This window comes from Cryptosporangium aurantiacum (genome assembly GCF_900143005.1).
Taxonomy (GTDB): Bacteria; Actinomycetota; Actinomycetes; order Mycobacteriales; family Cryptosporangiaceae; genus Cryptosporangium; species Cryptosporangium aurantiacum.
On record NZ_FRCS01000001.1, the window covers coordinates 835178 to 859557 of the forward strand.

General features: G+C 71.5%; 24 protein-coding genes. 12 read left to right on the forward strand and 12 right to left on the reverse strand.

The genetic code is table 11. The features are described from left to right. Window positions 1–42: 42 nt before the first annotated feature. Together BUB75_RS03620 and BUB75_RS03625 are read right to left on the reverse strand one after the other, a co-directional pair. Window positions 43–318, reverse strand: a complete 276-nt coding sequence (locus BUB75_RS03620; protein ID WP_073251340.1) for a hypothetical protein — start codon at window positions 316–318, stop codon at window positions 43–45. 226 nt (window positions 319–544) lie between these two features. Beyond that, a complete protein-coding gene (locus BUB75_RS03625; RefSeq protein ID WP_143175005.1) occupies window positions 545–1804 on the reverse strand; it encodes a peptidoglycan-binding domain-containing protein in 1260 nt (419 codons plus the stop codon). Window positions 1805–2060: 256 nt separating this feature from the next. Between BUB75_RS03625 and BUB75_RS03630 the strand changes: the two genes are divergently transcribed. Further along, complete coding sequence (locus tag BUB75_RS03630; RefSeq protein WP_073251344.1) at window positions 2061–2777, forward strand: class I SAM-dependent methyltransferase; 717 nt, start codon at window positions 2061–2063, stop codon at window positions 2775–2777. On the opposite strand, the gene BUB75_RS03635 is transcribed toward BUB75_RS03630, so the two are convergent. The 4 genes from BUB75_RS03635 to BUB75_RS03650 all read right to left on the reverse strand — a co-directional run bounded on the left by BUB75_RS03635 (window position 2774) and on the right by BUB75_RS03650 (window position 8577). Beyond that, complete coding sequence (locus BUB75_RS03635) at window positions 2774–3346, reverse strand: TetR/AcrR family transcriptional regulator (protein ID WP_073251346.1); 573 nt, start codon at window positions 3344–3346, stop codon at window positions 2774–2776. The two genes, BUB75_RS03630 and BUB75_RS03635, sit on opposite strands and share 4 nt — an antisense overlap. A gap of 114 nt (window positions 3347–3460) precedes the next feature. Next, the gene (locus tag BUB75_RS03640) at window positions 3461–6289 is read right to left on the reverse strand and encodes an aconitate hydratase (RefSeq protein ID WP_245806213.1); all 2829 of its coding nucleotides are present in this window, start codon (window positions 6287–6289) and stop codon (window positions 3461–3463) included. A 300-nt stretch (window positions 6290–6589) separates the two neighbouring features. Next, window positions 6590–6979, reverse strand: a complete 390-nt coding sequence (locus BUB75_RS03645) for a hypothetical protein (protein WP_143175006.1) — start codon at window positions 6977–6979, stop codon at window positions 6590–6592. A gap of 95 nt (window positions 6980–7074) precedes the next feature. Further along, window positions 7075–8577, reverse strand: coding sequence for an aminopeptidase P family protein (locus BUB75_RS03650; protein WP_084740184.1), 1503 nt, complete (start codon window positions 8575–8577; stop codon window positions 7075–7077). 140 nt (window positions 8578–8717) lie between these two features. Here BUB75_RS03650 and asnB point away from each other — a divergent pair, with 140 nt between their 5' ends. After that, a complete protein-coding gene (asnB, locus tag BUB75_RS03655) occupies window positions 8718–10649 on the forward strand; it encodes an asparagine synthase (glutamine-hydrolyzing) (protein WP_073251350.1) in 1932 nt (643 codons plus the stop codon). 47 nt (window positions 10650–10696) lie between these two features. Here asnB and BUB75_RS03660 read toward each other — a convergent pair whose 3' ends face one another. Then, complete coding sequence (locus BUB75_RS03660) at window positions 10697–11506, reverse strand: MBL fold metallo-hydrolase (protein WP_073251352.1); 810 nt, start codon at window positions 11504–11506, stop codon at window positions 10697–10699. Beyond that, window positions 11503–11907, reverse strand: coding sequence for a thioesterase family protein (locus tag BUB75_RS03665; RefSeq protein WP_073251354.1), 405 nt, complete (start codon window positions 11905–11907; stop codon window positions 11503–11505). The genes BUB75_RS03660 and BUB75_RS03665 overlap by 4 nt, the downstream gene beginning before the upstream one ends. A gap of 146 nt (window positions 11908–12053) precedes the next feature. Here BUB75_RS03665 and BUB75_RS03670 point away from each other — a divergent pair, with 146 nt between their 5' ends. Both BUB75_RS03670 and BUB75_RS03675 read left to right on the forward strand, forming a co-directional pair. Next, a complete protein-coding gene (locus tag BUB75_RS03670; protein WP_073251356.1) occupies window positions 12054–12830 on the forward strand; it encodes an SIR2 family NAD-dependent protein deacylase in 777 nt (258 codons plus the stop codon). A 115-nt stretch (window positions 12831–12945) separates the two neighbouring features. Next, window positions 12946–14016, forward strand: a complete 1071-nt coding sequence (locus tag BUB75_RS03675; RefSeq protein WP_342761117.1) for a phosphatase PAP2 family protein — start codon at window positions 12946–12948, stop codon at window positions 14014–14016. On the opposite strand, the gene BUB75_RS03680 is transcribed toward BUB75_RS03675, so the two are convergent. From BUB75_RS03680 to BUB75_RS03690, 3 genes are read right to left on the reverse strand one after another with little or no spacing between them, the layout of a single operon-like run. Then, the gene (locus BUB75_RS03680) at window positions 13953–15458 is read right to left on the reverse strand and encodes a PH domain-containing protein (protein ID WP_073251358.1); all 1506 of its coding nucleotides are present in this window, start codon (window positions 15456–15458) and stop codon (window positions 13953–13955) included. The two genes, BUB75_RS03675 and BUB75_RS03680, sit on opposite strands and share 64 nt — an antisense overlap. Further along, a complete protein-coding gene (locus BUB75_RS03685) occupies window positions 15455–15961 on the reverse strand; it encodes a PH domain-containing protein (protein WP_073251360.1) in 507 nt (168 codons plus the stop codon). The genes BUB75_RS03680 and BUB75_RS03685 overlap by 4 nt, the downstream gene beginning before the upstream one ends. Window positions 15962–15999: 38 nt before the next feature. After that, complete coding sequence (locus tag BUB75_RS03690; RefSeq protein WP_218617267.1) at window positions 16000–16203, reverse strand: hypothetical protein; 204 nt, start codon at window positions 16201–16203, stop codon at window positions 16000–16002. 265 nt (window positions 16204–16468) lie between these two features. Here BUB75_RS03690 and BUB75_RS03695 point away from each other — a divergent pair, with 265 nt between their 5' ends. The 6 genes from BUB75_RS03695 to BUB75_RS03720 all read left to right on the forward strand — a co-directional run bounded on the left by BUB75_RS03695 (window position 16469) and on the right by BUB75_RS03720 (window position 22258). After that, on the forward strand, window positions 16469–17560 hold the full coding sequence (locus BUB75_RS03695; protein WP_073251362.1) for an AAA family ATPase: 1092 nt from the start codon (window positions 16469–16471) through the stop codon (window positions 17558–17560). A 26-nt stretch (window positions 17561–17586) separates the two neighbouring features. After that, window positions 17587–18573 (forward strand): DUF58 domain-containing protein, encoded by a 987-nt coding sequence (locus BUB75_RS03700; protein WP_425430863.1) that lies wholly within the window; start codon window positions 17587–17589, stop codon window positions 18571–18573. After that, the gene (locus BUB75_RS03705) at window positions 18570–19520 is read left to right on the forward strand and encodes a VWA domain-containing protein (protein WP_073251365.1); all 951 of its coding nucleotides are present in this window, start codon (window positions 18570–18572) and stop codon (window positions 19518–19520) included. The genes BUB75_RS03700 and BUB75_RS03705 overlap by 4 nt, the downstream gene beginning before the upstream one ends. A 92-nt stretch (window positions 19521–19612) precedes the next feature. Then, a complete protein-coding gene (fabG, locus tag BUB75_RS03710) occupies window positions 19613–20317 on the forward strand; it encodes a 3-oxoacyl-ACP reductase FabG (RefSeq protein ID WP_073251367.1) in 705 nt (234 codons plus the stop codon). A 26-nt stretch (window positions 20318–20343) separates the two neighbouring features. After that, window positions 20344–21114 carry an enoyl-ACP reductase FabI gene (gene fabI, locus BUB75_RS03715; RefSeq protein ID WP_073251369.1) on the forward strand — a complete coding sequence of 257 codons (771 nt, stop codon included), beginning with the start codon at window positions 20344–20346 and terminating at the stop codon, window positions 21112–21114. Window positions 21115–21274: 160 nt separating this feature from the next. After that, a complete protein-coding gene (locus tag BUB75_RS03720) occupies window positions 21275–22258 on the forward strand; it encodes a ferrochelatase (protein WP_425430864.1) in 984 nt (327 codons plus the stop codon). A gap of 97 nt (window positions 22259–22355) precedes the next feature. On the opposite strand, the gene BUB75_RS03725 is transcribed toward BUB75_RS03720, so the two are convergent. Next, window positions 22356–23153, reverse strand: a complete 798-nt coding sequence (locus BUB75_RS03725; RefSeq protein WP_218617269.1) for a hypothetical protein — start codon at window positions 23151–23153, stop codon at window positions 22356–22358. A gap of 116 nt (window positions 23154–23269) precedes the next feature. On the opposite strand from BUB75_RS03725, the gene BUB75_RS46065 reads away from it, so the two are divergent. Together BUB75_RS46065 and BUB75_RS03730 are read left to right on the forward strand one after the other, a co-directional pair. Beyond that, window positions 23270–23416, forward strand: a complete 147-nt coding sequence (locus BUB75_RS46065; protein ID WP_178379726.1) for a GPGG-motif small membrane protein — start codon at window positions 23270–23272, stop codon at window positions 23414–23416. A 134-nt stretch (window positions 23417–23550) separates the two neighbouring features. Beyond that, window positions 23551–24378, forward strand: a complete 828-nt coding sequence (locus tag BUB75_RS03730; RefSeq protein ID WP_073251372.1) for a DUF3097 domain-containing protein — start codon at window positions 23551–23553, stop codon at window positions 24376–24378. Window positions 24379–24380: the final 2 nt, after the last annotated feature.

Genomic DNA, 24380 nt, shown 5'->3' on the forward strand with positions numbered 1-24380 from the left:
CGGCGGGCGGTCGGTGCGCGCCGCCACTCCCGGTTCGCCCGGTCAGCTCGCGGTGGCCGAGGCGGTCGCGGACGTCGTGGCCGAAGCGCTCGGCATCGCGGTCGAGAGATCGACCGAGGAGCCGAACAGCCCGCTGGCCATCACGCCCAGGTACACCGCGAACGCCAGGCAGACGACGACCGCGAGGACGCGGAGCCAGCGGGCGCGGCGTCCGGTGGTGTCGACGAAGACCGGCGCGGACGCTCCGGTGGTCGCGCGGGTGATCGCGCTGTCGTCGGCGGGGCGGTCAGTGACGGTGAGTAATCCGTTGAGGCTCATGAGATCAAGCGTAGAACCGCCATGAACCTCGCTAATCGGACTCACAGGTTTAACAAAGCGCCCAATACGGTCACCAGTTGACCTCCAGAAACGGACATTACCGGATCATCTTACCGTTTCCGGGGCTCAGGATCGGCATTCCGGTGCCCGTGCCGTCGACCGTTCGGAGGGCTGATACATCCGGACGTCTTCAGTTTCCGCACTCAGCGTAATCACGTAGAAACGGTCAGGCGCCGAGCGCGGTCCACGTTTTCCGGTCAACGATGCCGGTCACCGGCAGGTGGTGCGTCCGCTGGAAGATCTTCACGGCGTTCTGGGTCTTGGTCGCGAACGTGCCGGTGACCGTGGGCAGCTTGAGACGACGCTGCAGCGCGGTCACGGCGGCACCCTTCGAGCCGTACTTCAGCACTGTGTCGCGGTACTGCGTGAGGGGGTTGGGCGCCGCCGGCTTGGCCGTCGCGGGCTTGGCCGTCGCGGCGGGCGTCGCCGGCTTCGCAGCGGGCGTTGAGGGCTTCGCGGCGGGGGGCGCGGGCTTGTGGGCGGCCAGCAGGGCCCGCCACGTCGCGGCGTCGACCACCGCGGTACCGGGCAGCTTGTGCGCGGTCTTGAACGAGACGACCGCGGCAGCGGTCTTCGGCCCGAACGCGCCGTCGGCGGTGAGACCGAGCGCGGCCTGGAGCGCCTTGACCGCGTTGCCGCTCGCGCCCGACTGCAGCTGCGCGCCGGAGAACTTGACCAGCCCGGCGTAGGCCGCGGGGGAGCCGGCCGGAGCGCTGAGCGTCGCGTACGTCGTGCACTTGGCCGCGTTCAGCGCGCGGTACGGCGCCGCGTAGTTCAGGTCGGCGGTGCGGCACGGCCCGAAGTCGTTCGCGGCCACCGAGCCGGTCCAGAACGACGTCCGCTTCATCGCGCCGGCCCAGCTCAGGCTGAAGTGCACGTGGTCGCGGTGGCAGGTGGTGTCCCAGCTCGCCTCCGGGTGCGACGCGCACGTGGAGTACGGCTTCCAAGCGGCGTTGTAGCTGCCCCAGATCCGGCCGTCCCAGATGATGTACATGACGCCGAGCCGGCGGGCGTTGGCGTACTTGTTGCCCGCGGAGTCCGTGGCGAACAGCCAGTTGAGCACGGCGGTGGCCTGCGCGGCCTGGGACGGCTTGCGGATCGAGTTCATCCAGTCGACGGCCCGGCCGTCGTAGTGCTCGCTGGACATCGTCCCGGTGCAGGAACGGGTCACGCCGTAGGACGTGTCCGGGTACGTGGCCTTCAGCAGCGCGCCGAACGCGATCGCGCCGGGCTTGTCGACCCACTCGCAGGAGGTCTGCGCGACGTACGGGGCCAGCGCCTCGATCCCGCTGGGCAGCTTGGCCGGGGCCGACGGGGTCTTCACCGGGGCGGCCGCGGAGGCCGCGACCGGTGCGGCCGCGATGCCGGTGACCACGGACAGGGCCAGGGCCGCGCCGAGCGCGCGCAGCCGGCGGAGTCGGGGCATCGAACGCAGCGAGATCGTCACGGCGGCCAGATCGGCGCCCGACGGTTGCCGTCTGACCCGAACGCCGCGCGCGCACCTGGCCCGCACCGATCCCGATCCCGGCGCGCTCCCGACGCCGCGCGGGTTTATCACTGCAAACCGGGCGCCCCCGCTGACCAGCCCTATCTCTGCCTCAAGAATTGGGTTCGGGCCTGCCGGAAAGCCACACGGTGCGCTTAAGGTCCGCAGAGAGAGACGGACGGGGAAGGTGTAAGCAGTGGTGGACGCATACGCGGCTGCAGCGCAGTACTACGACCTGCTGCACGCTGAGCAGTCGGCCGCCCGGGCACACGCGATGCTCGCGGCCGCCGAGGTCCGGCACGGCATCCTCGACCTCGGGGCGGGTACCGGCTCGGTGTTCGCCACGCTCGCGGCCGAGATTCCCGACGTACCGATCGTCGCGGTCGAACCATCGGTGGGGATGCGGACCGCGCTCTACGCCCGCCTGGCCGCCGATCCGGCGCTGCGGGCACGCACGACCGTGCTGCCGGAGACCGCCGAGCGATACGCGTCCGCCGAGTTCGCCGACCTGGCGCTGTGCCTCGGCACCAGCCCGGCGTTCCCGCCGCCGTATCGCCCGGACATCTGGGAGCGGGTCCGTACCGCGCTCGTCCCCGGCGGGCTGTTCCTGCTGGACGAGCCGCAGTTGACCGAGCCGGTCGCGCAGGAGCCGCGCGAGCTCGGCCGGGTCGCGGTGGGCACGCACACGGTCGTCGGCTCGGTGCGCGGGGAGCCGGCGGGTCAGCGGCAGTGGTGGGAGTACCGGTACACGGTGCTGGACGCCGAGGGCGAGGTCCTCTCCGAGGAGGAGACCGAGTTCTACACCTGGCCGGTGTCGCCGGACGAACTGCGCACCGAACTCGCTGACGCGGGCTTCGTCGTCAAGGACGACATCGCCTACGAGGGCGGCACCCTCATCCAGGCGCTGCGCTAACGGCGCCGGACGGCCTCTTCGACGAGGTCGAGCACCGCGCCCAGCTTGGCGGCCGGGCGTCCCATCGCGAGGTGGAGCACCAGGCCGTCCAGCGCCAGCTCGAGGAACCGCTGCAGCGTGTCGAGGTCGACGTCCTCGCGGAGGACGCCCGCCTCCCGCTGCCGGGTCAGCCGGTCGTGGGTGGCCTGCGAGATCGCCTCGGAACGCGCGGCCCAGCGGGCGGCGAAGTCCTTGTCGGTGCGGAGCCGGCGGGACACCTCGAGCTGAGTGCCGAGCCACCCGGCCTGCTCGGGGCTGAACTCGTCGTCCAGCAGGTTGCGCATGACCTGCACCAGGCCTTGCTCGGCGACGACCCCGGCCATCTCGGCCGCGTCGTCCTCGGCAACGGCGAGAAAAAGCGACTCCTTGTCGCGGAAGTGGTGGAAGATCGCACCACGGGAGAGGCCGGTCTCCTCTTCCAGCCGGCGGACCGTCGCGCCCTCGTAGCCGTGCCGGGCGAAACACGCCCGGGCACCGGCGAGGATTTCCTGCCGACGGGCGTCGAGGTGCAGCTGACTGACCTTGGGCATGTCCTGATCGTGTCAGCCGGAACCCGGTTGATGCAATCCGTACGTCTGGTTTTCTAGCGCGAACCGGCCCCGCGGCGTCTGCACGCCGCGGGGCCGGTCAACCACAGCGCCAACTCAGCCGAGCAGGCTCCGCAGCACGTACTGCATGATCCCGCCGTGCCGGTAGTAGTCGGCCTCACCCGGCGTGTCGATCCGCACCACCGCGTCGAACTCGACCCCGGTGTCCGTGCTGACCTTCACGGTCTTCGGCGTCGGCCCCTCGTTCAGGGCCGTCACCCCGGTCACCGAGAACGTCTCCTCGCCGGTCAGGCCCAGCGACTCCGCCGACTGCCCGGCCGGGAACTGCAGCGGCAGCACGCCCATGCCGATCAGGTTCGACCGGTGGATCCGCTCGTAGGACTCCGCGATGACGGTCTTGACGCCGAGCAGCGCGGTGCCCTTGGCCGCCCAGTCACGCGACGACCCCGAGCCGTACTCCTTACCCGCGAGCACCACCAGCGGCGTCCCGGCCGCGGCGTAGTTCTGCGCGGCGTCGTACACGGTCGTGACCGGCCCGTCGGCGACGGTGAAGTCCCGGGTGAAGCCACCCTCGGTCCCGGGGGCGATCTGGTTGCGCAGCCGGATGTTCGCGAACGTGCCCCGGATCATCACCTCGTGGTTGCCGCGCCGCGACCCGTACGAGTTGAAGTCGCGCCGCTCCACGCCGTGCTCGGTCAGGTACTTCCCGGCCGGCGAGTCCGCCTTGATCGCACCCGCGGGCGAGATGTGGTCGGTCGTCACCGAGTCGCCGAGCTTCAGCAGCACCCGCGCGCCCTCGATGTCGGTCACCGGCGTCGTGTCACGCGAGAGACCCTCGAAGTACGGAGGCTTCCGCACGTACGTCGACTCGGTGTCCCACTCGAACGTGTTCCCGGTCGGCGTCGGCAGGTTCTGCCAGCGCTCGTCACCGGCGAACACGTCCGCGTAGTCGCGGGAGAACATCTCGCTGTGGATCGCGGAGGCGATGACCTCCTCGACCTCCTGCGGCGACGGCCAGATGTCGGAGAGGTAGACCGGCTTGCCGTCCGAACCCGTGCCCAGCGGCTCGCGCGTGATGTCGATGTCCATCGACCCTGCCAGCGCGTACGCGACGACCAGCGGCGGCGAGGCCAGGTAGTTCATCTTGATGTCCGGGTTGATCCGGCCCTCGAAGTTCCGGTTGCCCGACAGCACGGCGGCTACGGCCAGGTCGGCCTCGTTGATCGCCGCGGAGATCTCGTCCTGCAGCGGACCGGAGTTACCGATGCACGTGGTGCACCCGTACCCGACGAGGTTGAAGCCGATCTTGTCCAGGTACGGGGTGAGCCCGGCCCGGTCGTAGTAGTCGCTGACGACCTTCGAGCCCGGGGCCAGCGTCGTCTTCACCCACGGCTTGCGGGTCAGGCCGCGCTCGACGGCCTTCTTCGCCAGCAGCGCCGCGCCGATCATCACCGACGGGTTCGACGTGTTCGTGCAGGACGTGATCGCCGCGATCGTCACCGCACCGTGGTCCAGCTCGAACGTCGTGCCGTCGGCCATCGTCACCGGGACCTTGCGCGACGGGCGGCCGTTCGCGCCGGGAGCGCCGTGGTGCGGCTTGTCGGCCTCGGTGTTGCGTCCGTTGGCGGGGGAGTCCGACGCCGGGAACGACTCCTCGGAGGCCTCGTCCGCCGGCCCGCCCTCTTCGGCAGTGCCGTACTGCTCGTCGTCGTGGACGTAGTTGCGGATGTCGCCGCGCCACTGGGCCTTCGCGTCGGCCAGCACGATCCGGTCCTGCGGGCGCTTCGGGCCGGCGATCGACGGCACGATCGTCGACAGGTCCAGCTCGAGGTACTCGGAGAACACCGGCTCGACCGACGGGTCGTGCCACATGCCCTGTTCCTTCGCGTACGCCTCGACCAGCGCGAGCTGCCGCTCGGGACGGCCGGTGAGCCGCAGGTAGTTCACGGTCTCGGCGTCGATCGGGAAGATCGCGGCGGTGGAGCCGAACTCCGGGCTCATGTTGCCGATCGTGGCCCGGTTGGCCAGCGGAACGGCGGTCACGCCGGTGCCGTAGAACTCGACGAACTTGCCGACGACGCCGTGCTTGCGCAGCATCTCGGTGATCGTCAGCACCAGGTCGGTGGCGGTGGTGCCCTCGGGCAGCTCGCCGTGCAGCTTGAAGCCGACGACCCGCGGGATCAGCATGCTCACCGGCTGGCCGAGCATCGCGGCCTCGGCCTCGATGCCACCGACGCCCCAGCCCAGGACGCCCAGCCCGTTGACCATCGTGGTGTGCGAGTCCGTGCCGACACACGTGTCGGGGTAGGCGGTGTTCGCGTCGCCGCGGACCATCACCACCCGCGCCAGGTGCTCGATGTTCACCTGGTGCACGATGCCGGTGCCCGGCGGGACCACCTTGAACTCGTTGAACGCTCCCTGACCCCAGCGCAGGAACTGGTAGCGCTCGAGGTTGCGCTGGTACTCCAGGTCGACGTTCCGCACGAACGCGTCCGGCGCGCCGAACACGTCGGCGATCACCGAGTGGTCGATGACCAGCTCGGCCGGCGCCAGCGGGTTGATCTTCGCGGGGTCGCCGCCCAGTTCGGCCACCGCCTCGCGCATCGTCGCCAGGTCGACCACGCAGGGCACGCCGGTGAAGTCCTGCATCACGACCCGCGCGGGCGTGAACTGGATCTCGGTGTCCGGCTCAGCCTCCGGATCCCAGTTCGCCAGCGCGCGGATGTGGTCGGCCGTGACGTTCGCGCCGTCCTCGGTCCGCAGCAGGTTCTCCAGCAGGACCTTCAGCGAATACGGCAGCCGGGCGATCTTGTCCTGGAGACCCTCGACGGCGTTCAGCCGGAAGATCTGGTACTCCTCGTCGCCGACCGTGAGCGAGCCGGCCGACCCGAAACTGTCGATGCGCGGGGGGGAGCCCTCTGACACGTCGCACTCCTTCGTCGGTTCTCCTGGCCAGTCTCGCCTACCGGGGCTTACGCCCGGCAAGCGGCTGGCGTGAGCTTGTAAACCGTACGTCCGTCTTGCATCGTACCCGATTCGGGTAGACGCTCTGTGTTCGGCTTACCCATTCATATCGACGCCTGCACGGTGACCGCCCCCCGGTATCGCCCTGAGCACCGGTTCGGTCAGCCGTCGTCGATCGCGGAACCGCGGCGCATCGCGGGGACATCGCGGTGCCGGTCCCGGCGTCCAGGCCGGCTGCAGCGACACGGTGGGACGCGAGGGTTACGCGGTCACCCAGTCCGGTGCCTCGGTCGTCCCGGTGGCTCTCACCTGCTCGCCCTCGCCGGCCACCTCGTCGTCGCCGATGAGGAACGGCGTCGTCCCGTCCAGCCCGTAGACCTGGATCGGGTAGGCGGTACCGGCGTCGGCGACGGTCTGGGTGACGCACGTGCCGGGCTGGGCCGTCGCCGACTTCGCCCTGGTTTCAGGGAACAGGACGTACGCCGGGTAGTCGCCCTCGGCGCACACCTCGAACGAGGGCTCAGCCTCCGACTCGGCAGCCGCCGGCGCGTGCGGCTGGGCGTCGGTGGCCTCGGCCCACCCCACCGATCCGGCGATCACCAGCAACGACAGGACGGACAACACCGGAAGGGACCAGGGCGACGATCGCACGCTCCCATCCTCCCTACCGCACTCCGCCCACAGGCGTTCCTGGACGTTCCCTTACCGGATCCCTAACCGCGCCCGGTTCTGCCCGGCAGCCCGGTTCAGCCCGGCAGTCGCAGTCCGGCCGCCCGCTCCGCGGCCATCCATGCCTCGACGGCGTCCGGGTCGCGCGGCAGCGCCGCTGACAGCACCTCGGCGCCGTCGTCGGTGACCAGGACGTCGTCCTCGATGCGGACGCCGATCCCGCGGTACTCCTCCGGCACCGTGAGGTCGTCGGGCTGGAAGTACAGGCCCGGCTCCACGGTGAGTGCCTGCCCGGTTGCGAGCACACCGTCCAGATAGGTCTCCGACCTGGCCTTCGCGCAGTCGTGCACGTCGAGGCCGAGCATGTGGCCGGACGCGTGCAGCGTCCACCGGCGGTGCAGGCCGACCTCGTCGTCCAGCGACTCGGCGGCGGACACCGGGAGCAGACCCCAGTCGGCCAGCGCACCGGCGATGACCCGCATGCACGCCCGGTGGATGTCGCGCCACACCACGCCGGGCCGGATCACCGCGATGCCGGCCTCCTGAGCGGCCAGCACGGTCTCGTAGACCCTGCGCTGGACCGGCGAGAAGCGTCCGCTCACCGGCACCGTGCGGGTGATGTCAGCGGTGTAGAGGTGCCGGTTCTCGACCCCGGCGTCCAACAAAACCAGTTCTCCGGGGCGGCAGACGCCGTCGTTGCGCCACCAGTGCAGCGTGCAGGCGTGCGCACCGGCGGCGGCGATCGTGCCGTAGCCGACCGTGTTGCCGTCGTGCCGGGCGCGCAGCCCGAAGACGCCGTCGACCAGGCGCTCGGAGGATTCCCGGTCGGCGGGCAGCGCCCGGACGACGTCGGAGAAACCGCGGACGGTGGCATCCACCGCGTCGCGCAGCTGCTCGATCTCCCAGGCGTCCTTGACCAGCCGCAGCTCGCCGAGCGCGGCGGCGAGCTGACCGTCGCGTAGTCCGTCGTCGGGCGCCGCGAGTGTGGCGTCCAACTCGGCGTTGTGACCGCGCAGGACGCGGGTGGTCGCGGGATCGAGCTCGGCCACCACCTTCGGGAGCGCGTCCAGCGAAACGCAGGGGAGACCGAGCACGGTCGACCATTCCTCGGCCGACCGCCGCGGACCGACCCACAGCTCGCCGCCGCGGCTGCGGAAGAACTCGTCGGACTCCCGCGACGCCCGCACCCGGACGTAGAGCGTCGCGCCGTCCGGGCCGGCGACGAGCACCGCGTCCTGCTCGTAGCAGGTGGTGAGCCAGGCGAAATCGGAGCCGGGCCGGAACTCGTAGGACGAGTCGTTGTTGCGGACCTTCGCGGTGCCGCTCGGGATGACCAGCGTCTCGCCGGGGAACCGCTCGGCCAGCCGGGCCCGCCGCTCGGCGGTGTACGCGGCCGACGGCGCCGGGGAACTCGCCGCGGTCGGCGGCTCCGCCCAGCCGGTGCGCATGAACTCGGCCAGCCGCTCGGGTACCGGGAGGTCGTGACTCGCGGTGGTGATCGACGGGTCGGTCTCGGCCAGCTCGCCGTCCCCCGGCCCGTTGAACACAGTCGGCGTCGTCGACGCGTCGTGCTGATCCATCTGGCCGCCCCCTCGGTGTGTCGCCCGGCGCTCTCGACGCTACCGCGCGATAACCCGCGCCCGCACGGCTCACCTGCGCCGATCTCCGCTCGGCCACCGCACCGCGAACGGGGTGGGCAGGCAGTGGGAAGATGGCGACCATGTGCGGTCTGCTCACCTACGTCAGTTCCTGCGGGGACGCCCACCACCAACGCGACGGGGTGGCCGCCGCGCTGGAGAGCATTCACCACCGGGGCCCGGACGAGACCGGGGTCCGGGTGTCCGGCGACGACGTGGTGCTGGGCTTCAAACGACTCGCGTTCATCGACGTCGAGAACTCCCACCAGCCGCTGGAGTACGCCGACGGCCGGTACGTGATCACGTTCAACGGCGAGATCTACAACTACCTCGACCTGCGCAAGCAGCTCGCCGAGGTCGGCGCGTCGTTCGCCACCGAGGGTGACACCGAGGCGATCGTCGCGGCCTACCACTACTGGGGCCCGGAGTTCGTCAGCCGGCTGCGCGGCATGTTCGCGTTCATCATCTGGGACCGGTTCGAGCGCACCGCGTTCGCCGCCCGCGACCACTTCGGCATCAAGCCGCTGCACTACACGGTCACTCCGACCGGGATCTTCGTCTCCAGCGAGAAGAAGGCGCTGCTGCCGTTCTCCGCGGCCGCGCGCTCCGGCGACGCCGGCCTCGACCCGGCCGCGCTCTCGCACTACCTGACGCTGCAGTACGTGCCGGAGCCCGGCACGCTGCACACCGACATCCACCGGCTGGGTAGCGGCGAGACGCTGACCTGGAAGCCCGGCCAGGAGGTCACCCGCGACCGGTACTTCCGGCCGGACTTCCGGCCGACCTCCACTTCCTCGCCGGAGCGGTTGTTCGCCGAGATCCGGGACGTGCTGCGCGAGTCGGTCGGACTGCACCTGCAGAGTGAGGTGCCGGTCGGCGCGTTCCTGTCCAGCGGCATCGACTCGACCGCGATCGTCGCGCTGGCCCGGGAGCACAAGCCCGACATCCTGACGTTCACCGCGGGCTACGAGGTCGACGGGTACTCCGAGATCACGGTCGCGGAGCAGTCGGCCAAGTGGCTCGGCGTGAAGAACTTCCCGGCGCTGATCACCGCGAACGACATGATGGAGTCGCTGCCACGGATCGTCTGGCACCTCGACGACCCGGTCGCCGACCCCGCGCTGGTCCCGCTGTACTTCGTCGCGAAGAAGGCGTCCGAGCAGGTGACCGCCGTGCTCTCCGGCGAGGGCGCGGACGAGTTCTTCGGCGGTTACGGCATCTACCGCGAGCCACTCTCGCTCAAGCCGATCACGTCGCTGCCCGACCCGCTGCAGAAGGGCCTGCGCGCGGTCAGCAAGGTGATCCCGGAGGGCGTGAAGGGCAAGAGCTTCCTGGAGCGCGGCACGACGCCGCTGCAGGAGCGCTACTACGGCAACGCGCGGATCTTCACCGAGGCCGAGAAGTCCAAGCTGATGCGGCGGTACGACCCGTCGGTGCAGTACACCGACGTCACCGAGCAGCACTACCGGGACGCCGCCTACCTCGACGACGTCACCCAGATGCAGTACATCGACCTCTACACCTGGCTGCGCGGCGACATCCTGGTGAAGGCCGACCGGATGACGATGGCGCACTCGCTGGAAGGCCGGGTGCCGTTCCTCGACGTCGGTGTCTTCGACGTCGCGCGGAAGATCCCGCAGGAGCTGAAGGTCACCAGCAAGGGCATCCGCAAGTACGCGCTGCGGCAGGCGCTCGAGCAGGTCGTGCCGCCGCAGATCGTCAACCGGCCGAAGCTCGGCTTCCCGGTGCCGACCCGGGTCTGGCTCAAGGGCCTGATGTTCGACTGGGCGCGCGGCATCCTGGCCGACTCGAAGGCAGGCGACCTGCTGGACCTGCAGTACGTCGACCGGCTGCTGCAGGCGCACAAGGCGGGGGAGGCCGACAACTCTCGCAAGGTGTGGACGGTGCTGGTGTTCTGCGTGTGGCACTCGATCTTCGTCGAGGGCCGCATCGACCCGCGCCCGGCACCCGCGGAGTCCGCGCTCCTCACCAAGCGGGCGATCCGCCAGCGCTGAGGAACGCGAAACCGGGCTCTCAGGGTCGCTTAGAGCCCGGTATCGCGTCAGAGCGCGCCGTCGAGGAACGCGTACGCGCGCTGGACGGCCAGGACCGACCCGAACGGGGCCTTGGCGGCTACCTCTTCGGCGGGTGCGTGGTCGCGCCAGCCGTCCCGGCACGCCCACTCCAGCGCGGCCAGCTCGGCATGCTGGGCGGCGACCGCGTCCGGGGTCATCGGGTTGCCGTGGCCGGGGACGACGGTGGACGGGCCCAGCTCGATCAGCGCCGCGACCGTGCCCGCCCACTCCAGCGGCCAGGAGTCGTCGAACGACGGGGGAGCGCCGTCCTCCAGCAGGTCGCCGGCGAGCACCACGGCGGCGTCCGGGACCACGACGACGAGGTCGTTGTCGGTGTGACCGCGACCCAGATGCCGCAGGTCGACCGTGCGGCCGCCGAGGTCGAGCGTCACCTCGCCGGGTACGGCCCGGTCGGGTCCGCGCAGCGTCACGGTCTCCAGGCCGGGAATGTCGAACTCGGCTGCGATCGCCGCGACCCGTTCCTTGCCGCCGTCCTCGGCGATCCAGCGGTCGTACCGGGCGAGACACTCGGTGTGCGCCCACACCTCGGTGTCCGCGTCCGGAGCCAGGACCGCGTTGCCGTAGCAGTGGTCGAAGTGGTGGTGGGTGTTCACGACCCGCCAGGGCAGCGGCGTCACCCGGCGGATCGCGTCGGCCAGCTCGGTCGCCTGCGCCGGCGTCGAGAGCGTGTCGACGACGAGCGCGCCCGCGTCGCCGAGCACCAGCACCGCGTTGACGTCCAGCACCGGCTGGCGCCAGACCAGCACACGGTCGGCGACCTCGACCCAGTCGGTCATTGTGTTCCTCTCTGCGCCAGCCGGCCCAGGAACCGGGCGCGGTCGATCGCGGCCCGCTCCACGGTCACCTCGGCGACCACCCGTCCGTCCGGCTCGATGTCGTCGCGGACGACCACCGCGAAGTGCAGCGCCCGGCCGTCCACCGTGTCGAGGGTGGCGGTGGCCGTGGCGGTCGCACCCACCGGCGTCGGCAGCCGGTGCGCGAGCTCGACCCGGACGCCGACCGTCGTCATCTCGGCGGGCAGCGCCTCGCGGATCGCGTCCACGGTGGCGGCTTCGGCGAGCGCTAGCAGCCGCGGGGTCGCCAGCACCGGGACGTCGCCCGACCCGACGGCCTCCGCCGTATCGGCGTCGGTCACCGTGAGTACGGACCGACCGGTCGAGCCGAGCGGAAGATGCATGCCGCGAAGCCTATGCGGTAGCGGTGCCGGCCCCCGGCGGCGGTGTGCCCACGCGCGCGATCTCCGGTGAATTTGTGCCACTGACGTAGAGCGGACACGCACGTACGGCTGGTACTCGACGGCTGGTACGCATAGCGTTTGTGCGCATGAGGGACGGGCAGGCGGTCGCGCGCTGGATCGCGGACGCAAAACGGGTAACCGCGTTGACGGGTGCAGGTATCAGTACCGATAGCGGTATCCCGGACTTCCGCGGCCCTAATGGGGTATGGACGCGCAACCCGGGCGCGCAGCGGTTGTTCACGTTGAGGGACTACGTGTCCGACCCCGACATCCGCCGGGAGGCGTGGCAGATCCGTCGTGCGCACGCGGCCTGGACGGCTCGGCCGAACGCGGCGCACTACGCGTTGGTCGATCTGGAGGCCAGCGGTCGACTACGCGCGGTGATCACGCAGAACATCGACGGTCTGCACCAGCTCGCCGGCACCAGCGAAGACCTGGTGATCGAGGTGCACGGGTCGCTCTACGAGGTGGAATGCCTCTCCTGCGGCTCCCGGTTCGCGATGTCCGACACGCTCGAGCGGGTCGCGGCAGGCGACGAGGACCCGGCGTGCCTGCGCTGCGGCGGCATCCTCAAGGCGGGGACGATCTCGTTCGGTCAGCCGCTGGTGCCGGAGGTATTCGCGAAGGCGCGGGCGGCCACGGCCGACTGTGACCTGTTCCTCGCGATCGGGACGTCGCTGTCGGTGCAGCCGGTGGCGGGGCTGGTCGAGGTGGCGAAGAAGCAGGGCGCGAAGGTCGTGATCCTCAACGCCGATCCGACGCCGTACGACGGCGTCGCGGACGCGAAGCTCTCCGAGCCGATCGGGAGCCTGCTGCCCCGGCTGGTGGGCGGAGATTCGTCCAGGGCGGCGTCGGCGGGGTAAGGCGCGGATTCGAGGTCCCGAGCGGCGCGGCTGTACCCTCGGCCGGGTGATCTTGGAGGACACCGCGACCCAGCCGCCCCAGGAACCCGTGCCCGGCCCGGACGCCCGCAGTCGCATCCGGGAGTTGCTGGGACAGCGTCGGGTCGCGGTGCCGTTGTTCGCGGTTGCCTTCGCGATCTACTGGTACTTCGTCGGGCTGCCGACCGACCCGATGCTGGCCGCGCTCTGGCTCTGGTTCGGCACGATCGCGTTCCGGCCGGATCAGCCGTGGCGCTACCACCTGGGCTTCGCCCGTGACTGGACCCCGATCGTCCTGCTGCTGGTCGCCTACGACTTCAGCCGCGGGTTGGCAGATAACGGCGTCGCGCCGCACGTCACCGAGATGATCCACGCGGACGAGTGGCTGACCGGGGTGATCCCGACGGTCTGGGCGCAGGAGCACCTCTACGACCCGGACCAGATCCACTGGTACGACGTGCTCGCGTCGTTCGTCTACTTCTCGCACTTCGTGGTGTGCCTCACGATCGCGGCCGTGCTGTGGTTCCGTAGCCGGCCGCTGTGGGGCGCGTTCATGCGGCGGTGGTTCACGCTGACCGCGGCCGGCCTGGTCACCTACTTCGTCTACCCGGCCGCGCCGCCGTGGTGGGCGCACGAGCACGGGTACATCGTCGACGAGGTCGTCCGGATGTCCGGTCGTGGCTGGGAGGCGATCGGCCTGCACGGCGGGACGAAGCTGCTGAGCGTCGGGCAGTCGATGTCGAATCCGGTCGCCGCGATGCCGTCGCTGCACTCGGCGTTCGCGATGTGCGCGGTCGCGTTCTTCCTGACCCGGGTGCGGAAGCGCTGGATTCCGCTGCTGCTGGCGTATCCGGTGCTGATGTCGCTGACGCTCGTGTACACCGGCGAGCACTACATCATCGACGCGATCGTCGGATACGTGTACGTCGGCGTCGTGTTCCTGCTGGTGTGGCTCGGCGAGCGCTGGTGGGCGCGCCGGAGCGCCCGGCGGGTCGGCGAGGCCGCCGAGTCGCTGCTCCGATCCACGGCACCGCCCGCGACCGACCAGCCCGCGACGGCGAGCGCGACCGCGGCGACGGGCGCCGCGGCGCCCGCGGTGGCGGGTCAGGCGCCGCGGGCACCCTCGGCCGTCGAGGAACCCGAGTCGGCGGGCCGCTCCTCGGACTGAACCGCCGCTTCCGCGGGCGGGAGGGCCGTTTCGGCGGCCGTGAGGTCCGGCTCTGCGGGCGGGAGGTCGGCGGGGTGGGTCGGTTCGGTGGCCGGGGCGCGGTTGGTGCGGGCGCGGTCGACGAGGTCGGTCGCGACCCGGGCGGCGTTCGCGGTCTCCTGGTGCAGCACGGTCGGCGTGGTGTGCCCACCGGCCGGGTCGAGCCGCACCGACGCGAGGTCCAGCGCGCGCTGCCACGGCCCCTGCGTGATCCGGATGCTCTGCGCACGCGCGTGCAGCGCGACGTCGTGCCGGGCGGTCAGCCATCCGGAGCGGGTGACCAGCGCGGTGTCGGTGATCGCGTAGGCGAGCCGCCGGTACTGGAACGGCGCGCGCCAGCGGGCCCGCACCGGCGCCGGGTGCAGGCCGATTGCGTCCGGCCCGTCGGCCGGGACGGTCGGGAGGACCGCGTGCAGCACCGCGAACGCCTCCGCGGCCGGCGCGACCGGGACGAGCGCGCTGCGGCCGCTCTCCTGCTGACCGCCGGCGCCGTAGCCGGCGACGTCGATCTCGATCCGCACCCAGCCGAACGGGCGCCACAGCAGCGGCTGCCGGATCCGCACCGCCTGGATCCGCGGGATCGGGATCGTCTGGTTCCGCACGTCGAGCATGCCGCGGTGGACGCGCAGCCCGTCCGCGTCGCGTCCGACTGTGAAACCCCACTCGCCGAGCAGGCGGCGGACCGGAACCTGGATCAGGCCCACGATGCCGCTGACGAACGTGAACACGGTCGCGGCCGACGGGTCTTCGGTGGTGAACTCCAGGATCGGGAAGACCAGCAGGAACGGCGCCGACAGCGTGTTGACGGTGAGTAGCTGCGAGAGGATCAGCCGTCGGTGGTCCACCCGGAACAGGCCACCCACGGCGGTGGTGACGCTCGGCGCCGATGGGGCCACCGGGGTGGCGGGCGCACCCGCGTCGGCGGCCAGCCGGAGCAGGTGGACCCGGAGCTGTTCGGCTTCTGCGGTGGTGAGGTAGGCCAGCGGTGCTTCCGCGTCCTTGCCGCCGCCGACGACCTCCATCCGGACCTCGGCCAGCCCGAACAGCCGGCCCAGCGCGGGCCGGACGACGTCCACCGCCTGGACGCGTTCGAGCGGGATCGTCCGCTGCCGCCGGGACAGGATGCCGTCACGGACGTGCAGCTCCCGCGCGGCCACCCGGAACCCGGTGAACCGCCAGGCGACCCAGGCCACGACGAACCAGCCGAGGACGATCAGGCACGCCGCGATCGCCAGCGCGCGCCAGCCCGCCGAACCCCAGGCCTGATAGGAAACGAGGCCGAGGACGACGCCGATGCCCCGTGCGCCGCGGATCAGCGGGCTGAGCGGGTGCAGCCGCCGGAATCCCGCGTCGGAGTCGGCCGCGAGTGGCGCGAGGGGAGCTGACGCGGAGGGCTCGCTCATAGACCGGCTGCCCTGGCCTCGCCGAGGGCCGCGAGGCGGTCGCGGAGCCGGGCGGCTTCGACGGTGGGCAGGCCCGGGATCACGGCGTCGGACGCCGCGGCGGCGGTGTGCAGCTGCACGGTCGCGAGCCCCAGCGCGCGCTCCAGCGGCCCGGCCTTGACGTCGACGTACTGCATGCGGCCGTAGGGCACGACCGAGAGTTTGCGGACGACGAGGCCGTGCCGGACCAGCAGATCGTCCGACCGCTCCGCGTACCCCCACGACCGGACGCTGCGAGTCACGACCGCCAGCCCCCAGGCGATGGAGCCGAACCCGAGCACCCCGATCGTCCACGGCAGCCACGTCACGTCGGTCCAGACGGCGGTCGCGACCACCGCGGCGACGATCGGGACGAGGAAAGTCAGCAGCCCGGCGCGGCGCACCCAGGCCAGGCGCGGGGAGACCTGCTGCCAGCCCGCGTCCTCCGGCCAGAGCGCGAGATTGTCGCTCGACGGGGCAGCCATGCCCCCAGACTAGTAGCGGTCAGCGAACGAGCGTCCGGTCAGTGGTCGGCCGGCTCCACGGCGAGCAGGAAGCCACGGACGTCGAGGAACGTCGACAGGTGCTCGCGGTGCTCAGCGCACGCGGCCCAGGTCTTGCGCCGATCGGCGGTGTGGAGGCGGGGATTGCGCCAGCGGAGCAGGTACTCGGCGGACTGACGGCACCCCTTGGCCGAGCAGACCGCGAGCGTGCTCTCGGACGTCACCAGATCTCCCGCCCCCGACCAGGGTTCCCACCCCGGAAAGCGAAACGACGCCAGGCGACCACGGGGGAAGCCGCCTGACGTCGTCTGAATCTTACACCGGCCCGTGTAGCTGTTGTCCAGATCCGAGAAGCGTTCACGATTTGGCCGCGTTCCTCTCAGCAAATCCACGGGGGTCACGCCGAGCGGTCGGTCGCTTTCGCCTGGCAGAGTGGTAGCCGACATGCCACGGCGGTGGGTGGACGAGTGACCCTGCGGGAGGAGATCGGTGGCCCAGCAGCACACACCGGCAGAGGACGCGACCCAGCTCGAGCGGACGCTCTTCGAGGTCAAGCGTGTGATCGTCGGGCAGGATCGGATGGTCGAGCGAATGCTCGTCTGCTTGCTCGCTCGCGGGCACTGCCTGCTGGAAGGCGTCCCCGGCGTCGCCAAGACGCTCGCGGTCGAGACGCTCGCCCGGGTCGTCGGCGGGACGTTCACCCGCATCCAGTTCACGCCCGACCTGGTCCCGGCCGACATCCTCGGTACCCGGATCTACAAGCCGAGCACCGAGGCGTTCGACGTCGAGCTCGGCCCGGTCTTCGCGAACTTCCTGCTCGCTGACGAGATCAACCGCGCACCGGCGAAGGCCCAGTCCGCGTTGCTCGAGGTGATGGCCGAGCGTCAGGTCTCGATCGGTGGCCAGACGTACAAGCTGCCGGACCCGTTCCTCACGCTGGCGACCCAGAACCCGATCGAGCAGGAGGGCGTCTACCCGCTGCCGGAGGCGCAGCGCGACCGCTTCCTGATGAAGGTCGTCGTCGGGTACCCCACCGACATGGAGGAGCGCGAGATCGTCTACCGGATGGGCGTCAACCCACCGCAGGCGGAGACCGTGCTCAGCCCCGAAGACCTGCTGCGGCTGCAGACGACGGCCGACAACGTCTTCGTGCACAACGCGCTGGTGGATTACGCGGTCCGGCTGGTGCTGGCGACCCGCACGCCCGCCGAGCACGGCCTGAACGACGTCGCCCAGTGGATCTCGTACGGTGCTTCGCCCCGGGCGTCGCTGGGTCTGGTGGCCGCGACCAGGGCGCTGGCGCTGATGCGCGGTCGCGACTACGCGCTGCCGCAGGACGTCGTCGACCTGGCACCGGACATTCTCCGGCACCGGCTGGTGCTTTCCTACGACGCGATCGCCGACGGCGTCCCGCCCGAGCACATCGTGCAGCGCGTCCTGGAGACGATCCCGCTGCCGACGGTCTCGCCCCGCCAGCAGGCGGACGCCCGGCCGGTCTCCTCGGTGCCCGGCTCCGGCGGCCCGGCGTATCCGGCGGCGACCTGGCCGGCCGCGGGTGCCGCCGGGGAGCGGCCCGCGTGATTCGGCTCGCCCGGCGATCCGAACCGGTGGCGGCCGGTGCCGCCACCGCCACCGCGGCTGACATGGCCGCGGAGTCCGCCGCCGCCGAGGCGGTGCTCAAGCGTCTCCAGCTGACCGTCACGCGCAAGCTCGACGGCCTCCTCCAGGGCGACTACGTCGGTCTGCTGCCCGGTCCCGGGAGCGAAGCCGGCGAGAGCCGCGAATACACGGCTGGGGACGACGTCCGCCGGATGGACTGGCCGGTCACCGCACGGACGACCGTGCCGCACGTCCGGCAGACGATCGCCGACCGCGAGCTGGAGACCTGGCTCTGCGTCGACCTGTCCGCGAGCCTGGACTTCGGCACCGCCCGGTGCGAGAAGCGTGACCTGGCGATCGCCGCGGCCGCGGCGATCGGCTACCTGACGGTTCGCGGCGGCAACCGCGTCGGTGCGGTGGTCACGAACGGGGAGACGTCGCGCCGCCTGGCCGCCCGGCCCGGCCGGAACAACGCGCACGGCATGCTGCGCCGCATCTTCCAGACGCCCCGCGCCCCGGCCGGCGGCACCGCGGCCAACGCCGGTTACCTCGCCGAGGCCGTCGACGCGCTCAACCGGCCGCCGCGGCGCCGCGGGCAGGCGGTGGTGATCTCGGACTTCCTCACCGACGACATCGTGCGGAGCGAGCGCGGCGACACCGAGCCCGCGTGGGAGCGGCCGATGCGCAAGCTGGCCGTCCGGCACGACGTCCTGGCGATCGAGATCGTCGACCCGCGCGAGCTCTCCCTCCCGGCCGTCGGCGTCCTCACGGTCGTCGACCCGGAGAGCGGAGCGGTGCACGAGGTTTCGACCGACGCCAAGGTGCGGAAGGCCTATGCGGACGCGGCCGCTACCCAGCGCACCGCGATCGCGGGTGCGCTGCGGCGCGCCGGGGCCGCGCACCTGCGGCTGTCCACCGACTCCGACTGGCTGCTCGACATCGTCCGGTTCGTGGCCGCGCAACGGCGCGGGCGAAGCAGAGGGACCACCCGATGATCCGATTTCTCACCCCCTGGTGGCTGCTCCTGCTCGTGGCGGTCGGCCTGCTGGCCGGCGCCTACGTCTGGGTGCAACTGCACCGGCGTACGTACGCGGTCCGGTTCACGAACGTGGCGCTGCTCAAGTCGGTCGCGCCCAAGGCGCCCGGCTGGCGCAGGCACCTCGGGGCGACCGCGTTCCTGCTCTGCCTGCTCGTGCTCGCGCTCGGTATGGCGAAACCGTCGACGGACGTGAAGCAGCCGCTGGAGCGCGCGACGATCGTGCTCGCGCTGGACGTCTCGCTGTCCATGCAGGCCACCGACGTCGACCCGGACCGGATCACCGCGGCGAAGGCGGCAGCCAAGCAGTTCGTCGAGGAGTTGCCGGAGAGCTACAACCTCTCGCTGGTCTCGTTCGCGAAGAGCGCGACGGTCGTGGTCTCGCCGACCAAGGACCACGGGCAGATCACGTCCGCGATCGACGGTCTGGAGCTGCAGGAGTCCACCGCGATCGGCGAGGCGATCTACGCGTCGCTGCAGGCCATCCAGTCGGTGCCCGCCGACGGCGCGAGCGGGGCGCCGCCGGCGCGGATCGTCCTGCTCTCGGACGGCTACACGACGTACGGGCGGCCGAACGAGGAAGCCGCGAAGGCCGCGTCGACCGCGAAGGTTCCGGTGTCGACGATCGCGTTCGGCACCCAGGAGGGCGTCGTGGATCTGAACGGCACCCGGACGCCGGTGCCGGTCGACCGGGACGCGCTGCAGGCGATCGCCCAGCAGACCGACGGCCGGTTCTACTCCGCGGTGACCGCGCAGGAGCTGAAGGACGTCTACCGCGATCTGGGCAGCTCGATCGGCTACCGCACGACGCCGCGCGAGATCACCCAGTGGTTCGTCGGCGCGGCGCTGATCTTCGGGTTCGCCGGTGCCGTGATGAGCCTGCTGTGGACCTCCCGCCTGCCCTGACGTTACTGGTCAGTTTCGGAGGCGGTTGGTCCCCGGCGGGGCCGACACCGTAGCCTCGGCGAGCCAGGTCGATGGATTCAGGGAGGTCGCGGGTGTCACGCAGCGTTCTGGTCACGGGCGGGAACCGGGGGATCGGGTTGGCGATCGCCAGGGCGTTCGCGGCACAGGGCGACCAGGTCGCGATCACCCACCGAGGTAGCGGGGCGCCTGACGGGTTGTTCGGCGTTCAGTGCGACATCACCGACGGTGAGCAGGTCGAGGCCGCGTTCGCCGCCGTGGAGGAGGCGCACGGCCCGGTCGAGGTGCTCGTCGCCAACGCCGGGATCACCGACGACACGCTGCTGCTGCGGATGTCCGAGGAGCAGTTCACCCGGGTCGTCGACACGAACCTGACCGGCGCCTACCGGGTCGCCAAGCGCGCGTCCTCGAAGATGCTGCGGAAGAAGTTCGGGCGGATCGTCTTCATCTCGTCGGTCGTCGGGCTGGCCGGGTCGGCGGGGCAGGTCAACTACGCCGCCTCCAAGGCCGGCCTGGTGGGCATGGCCCGGTCGATCGCCCGCGAGCTGGGCTCCCGCAACATCACCGCGAACGTCGTCGCGCCGGGGTTCGTCGAGACCGACATGACCGCGGAGCTGCCCGAGGCGCGGCAGAAGGAGATCCTCGGCCAGATCCCGCTGCAGCGGTACGCGCAGCCCACCGAGGTCGCCGGTGTCGTCACCTGGCTGGCGTCGGACGCCGGTGCGTACGTGACCGGCGCGGTGATCCCGGTCGACGGCGGCCTCGGCATGGGCCACTGAGCTTTCTCACTTCGGAAGGAGGCCGGGTGTCCGGTCTGTTGGAAGGTAAGCGCATCCTCGTCACCGGGGTGATCACCGACGCGTCGATCGCGTTCTCGGTGGCCCGGATCGCCCAGGAGCAGGGTGCGACCGTCGTCCTCACCGGATACGGCCGGCTCTCCCTGGTCGAGCGGATCGCCAAGCGGCTGCCGAAAGAGGCGCCGGTGATTCCGTTCGACGTCACCAGCTCCGAGGACGTCGCCGGTCTCGCGGACAAGGTCCGCGAGCACGTCGACGGCCTGGACGGCGTGCTGCACTCGATCGGGTTCGCGCCGGCTTCGTGCCTCGGCGCCCCGTTCATGGACGCGCCCTGGGACGACGTCGCGACCGCGCTGCACGCGTCGACGTACTCGTACAAGTCGCTGGCCGAGGCGACGCTGCCGCTGATCCCGGAGTCGGGCGGGTCGATCGTCGGGCTGACGTTCGACGCGACGCAGGCCTGGCCGGCCTACAACTGGATGGGCGTGGCCAAGGCCGGGCTGGAATCCGCGAACCGGTACCTCGCCAAGGAGCTCGGGCCGCGCAAGATTCGGGTGAACCTGGTGGCGGCGGGGCCGCTGCGGACGATGGCCGCGAAGAGCATCCCGGGCTTCCAGCAGTTCGAGGAGGCGTGGGGCCCGCGGTCGCCGCTGGGCTGGGACCTCAACGACCAGGCGGCGGCGGCACGCGGCTGCGTGGCGCTGCTGTCCGACTGGTTCCCCGCGACCACCGGAGAGATCGTGCACGTCGACGGCGGGTTCCACGCGATCGGTGCGTGAGGCGAACGGTCGCCTGGCCCGTGCGTGAGGCGCGGGTCACCCGCAGGCCCCGTCAGCGCGCCGTGGCGCCGGGGGAGTGGCAGGATCTGGAGCTGTGACCGGTAGCTACGACGCCGTGCTCCTGCTCTCCTTCGGCGGCCCCGAGGGCCCCGACGACGTGATGCCGTTCCTGGAGAACGTCGTCCGCGGCCGTGGGGTGCCCGCTGCCCGCCTGGCCGAGGTCGCCGAGCACTACCAGCACTTCGGTGGGGTCTCGCCGATCAACGAGCAGAACCGGGAGCTGCTGGCCGCCCTCGGCAAGGAGTTCGCCGCTCACGGCATCGACCTGCCGCTCTACTGGGGCAACCGGAACTGGCATCCGCTGCTCGCCGACACGCTGCGGCAGATGCGCGCGGACGGCGTCCGGCGGGCGCTGGCGTTCGCGACCTCGGCGTACTCGTCGTACTCCTCGTGCAGGCAGTACCGCGACGACATCGCCACAGCCCAGCGCGAGGTCGGCCCGGACGCTCCCGAGGTGGAGAAGCTCCGACACTTCTACGACCACCCCGGCTTCGTCGGCCCGCACGTCGACGCGGTGAAGGCGGCGCTCGGGAGCCTGGACCCCGCGCGGCGGGGGACGACGCGGATCGTGTTCACCGCGCACAGCGTCCCGATGTCGATGGACGCCTCGAGCGGGCCGGACGGCGGGCTCTACAGCGCGCAGCTGACGACGGTGGCCGGGCTGGTGTCCGCTGCGGCGGCGCCGGACCTGGCGTGGGACCTGGTATGGCAGTCGCGGAGCGGCCCGCCGCAGGTGCCGTGGCTGGAGCCGGACGTCAACGACCATCTGCGGGCGATCGCGGGCGAGGGCGTCACTGACGCCGTCGTCAGCCCGATCGGGTTCGTGAGCGACCACCTCGAGGTGATCTGGGACCTCGACAACGAGGCGAAGCAGACCGCCGGGGAGCTCGGCCTCGGGTTCGCCAGGGCGGCGACGCCCGGCACCGATCCGCGGTTCGTCGGGATGGTGCGGGAGCTGGTGACCGAGCGGCTGTACGCGTCGTCGTCGCAGCGGCGCCTGGCGCCGTGGGAAGCGTCCGGCCCGTCGTGCCTGCCCGGCTGCTGCCCCGCCCCGGCCCGCCGCCCGGCCCCGGCCGGCCACTGACGGCCGCGCTGCGGCCGAGCCCCGCGGTCGAGCCGCGCGCCCGCGGTCGAGCCGCGCGCCCCGGCCGAGCCGCGCGCCCTGGCCGAGCCGCGCGAAACTACTCCAGCGGTGAGTTGACCGCGGCTGCTCGGGCGCGGCGGGCGGCGGTGGCCAGCGGTCGCAGTGCCGCGTCCCTGGCCGAGGTCTCGTAGGCGTTCACCGCCGCCCCTGACGCGTCCGCGGACGCCAGCGCGAGCACGCCCGCGATCGTCGTCGCCCGTGCGGACAGCCGCCGCGCCCGCGGACCGTATCCCACCGGCAGCGCCGGTCCGGCCCCGTCCTCGCCACGGAGCGCCGCCAGCCCGCGCGCCAGCCCCGGGGGCAGGCGCGCGACGTCGAGCTGGCGGAGCGCGCCGATCGTCTCGGTGAGCGCCATCGTGAGGTCGTGGTCGGCCTCGGCCAGCGTCAGCGGCTCGACCGGCACCGGCGTCTCCGGCAGCGGATACGCCAGCCAGCGTGTCCCCGCCCACCGGTCGGCCGGGTCCGGCAGCACCGGCGACGACGTGTCCTCCTCCGGCACCAGGCCGGTCGCCCCCAACACGACACCCTCACCGACCACCAGCGCCGCCGAGCTGAACGCGCCGGGGCCGGGCAGCCCACGCGGGTCGCCGGCGGCCGGGAGCACGACCCGCACCGCGTCCGGCGACACCCGCGGAGAAGCGGTGAGCGCCGCGGCCAACGATTCCTCGGTGCCGTCCGGATGACGCACGAGGTGCTCCTCGCCGCCGGTCACCTCGTCCAGAAGCTCGTCGAACGAGGCCAGCCCGGCACGCCAGGAGCGGACCCAGGCGGCGAGCGTCGCGCTGCGCTGGCCCGGCGGAGCCGGGATCTGCTGGTCGGAACGGCGATGGAGCACGGAACGAGGGTAGCTCGCGCACGGCATACCGCCGGGGGACGATGCCCCGGACGAGCGCGGCCCAACCGTGATTTCAGTCCGGTTTAGAGACCGGGGGGACCGGCTACCAGAACCGCATGATCGGCATCCTGCTTACCATCATTGCGGCGATCCTCGTCATTTTAGGGATCTTCCGGATCGTCCGGGGCGACCTCCTCTGGGGCATCGTCCTGATCATCGTCGGCCTGCTCGTCGGCCCCGGTGGTTACAGCATCTTCGGCTAGCCGCGAGAACCATCCCCACAACCCCCACACGGATCCCCCGGACGGCTCCCGCCGCCCGGGGGATCGTCCACGTCCATAGCGGACCTCGGCGTGGCGACGGGTCCGACGACAGGAGCGCCGCTATCCTCCCGCCCGTGCGCAGCAAGGACTATCGCGACGTTCTCGCCGGCGACTGGCGCAAGCGCCGCACGATACCCACGGTCGAGGCCGAGCCCGACCTGGTCGTCGAAGAGGCCGGCTCCGGCTTCTGTGGTGCGGTGATCACTTGCGCGAAGGACGCCGTCACGCTGGAGGACCGGTTCGGCAACCGGCGCGTCTTCCCGCTCGCGCCCGCCGCCTTCCTGATCGACGGCGAACCCGTGACGCTGATCCGGCCGACGACGACGTCGAGCAGCGCACCGCGTCGCACGGCGTCCGGGTCGGTCGCGGTGGACAACGTCCGCGCCCGCGTCGCCAAGGCCAGCCGGATCTACGTCGAAGGGGTGCACGACGCCGCGCTGGTCGAGCGCGTCTGGGGTGAGGACCTCCGGATCGAGGGTGTGGTCGTCGAACCGCTGCACGGCGTCGACGACCTGCCCGCGCTGATCCGGGCGTTCGGCCCGGGCCCCGAGCGCAGGCTCGGCGTCCTCGTGGACCATCTGGTGCCCGGCAGCAAGGAGAGCCGGATCGTCGCCGAGATCAGCTCACCGCACGTGCTGGTGACCGGCCACCCGTTCGTCGACATCTGGCAGGCGGTGAAACCGTCGGCGGTCGGCATCGCCGCCTGGCCGCGCGTCCCCAAGGGGAGGGACTGGAAGCAGGGTGTCTGCGACGCGCTCGGCGTCGCCGATCCGCAGGAGATGTGGCGGCGGGTCCAGGCCGGCGTGAACAGTTACGCCGACCTGGAGACCGAGCTTCTGGGCGCCGTCGAGCGGCTCATCGATCATGTGACCGCCGATGTCTACGGGGCTGAGGTCCGGTAACC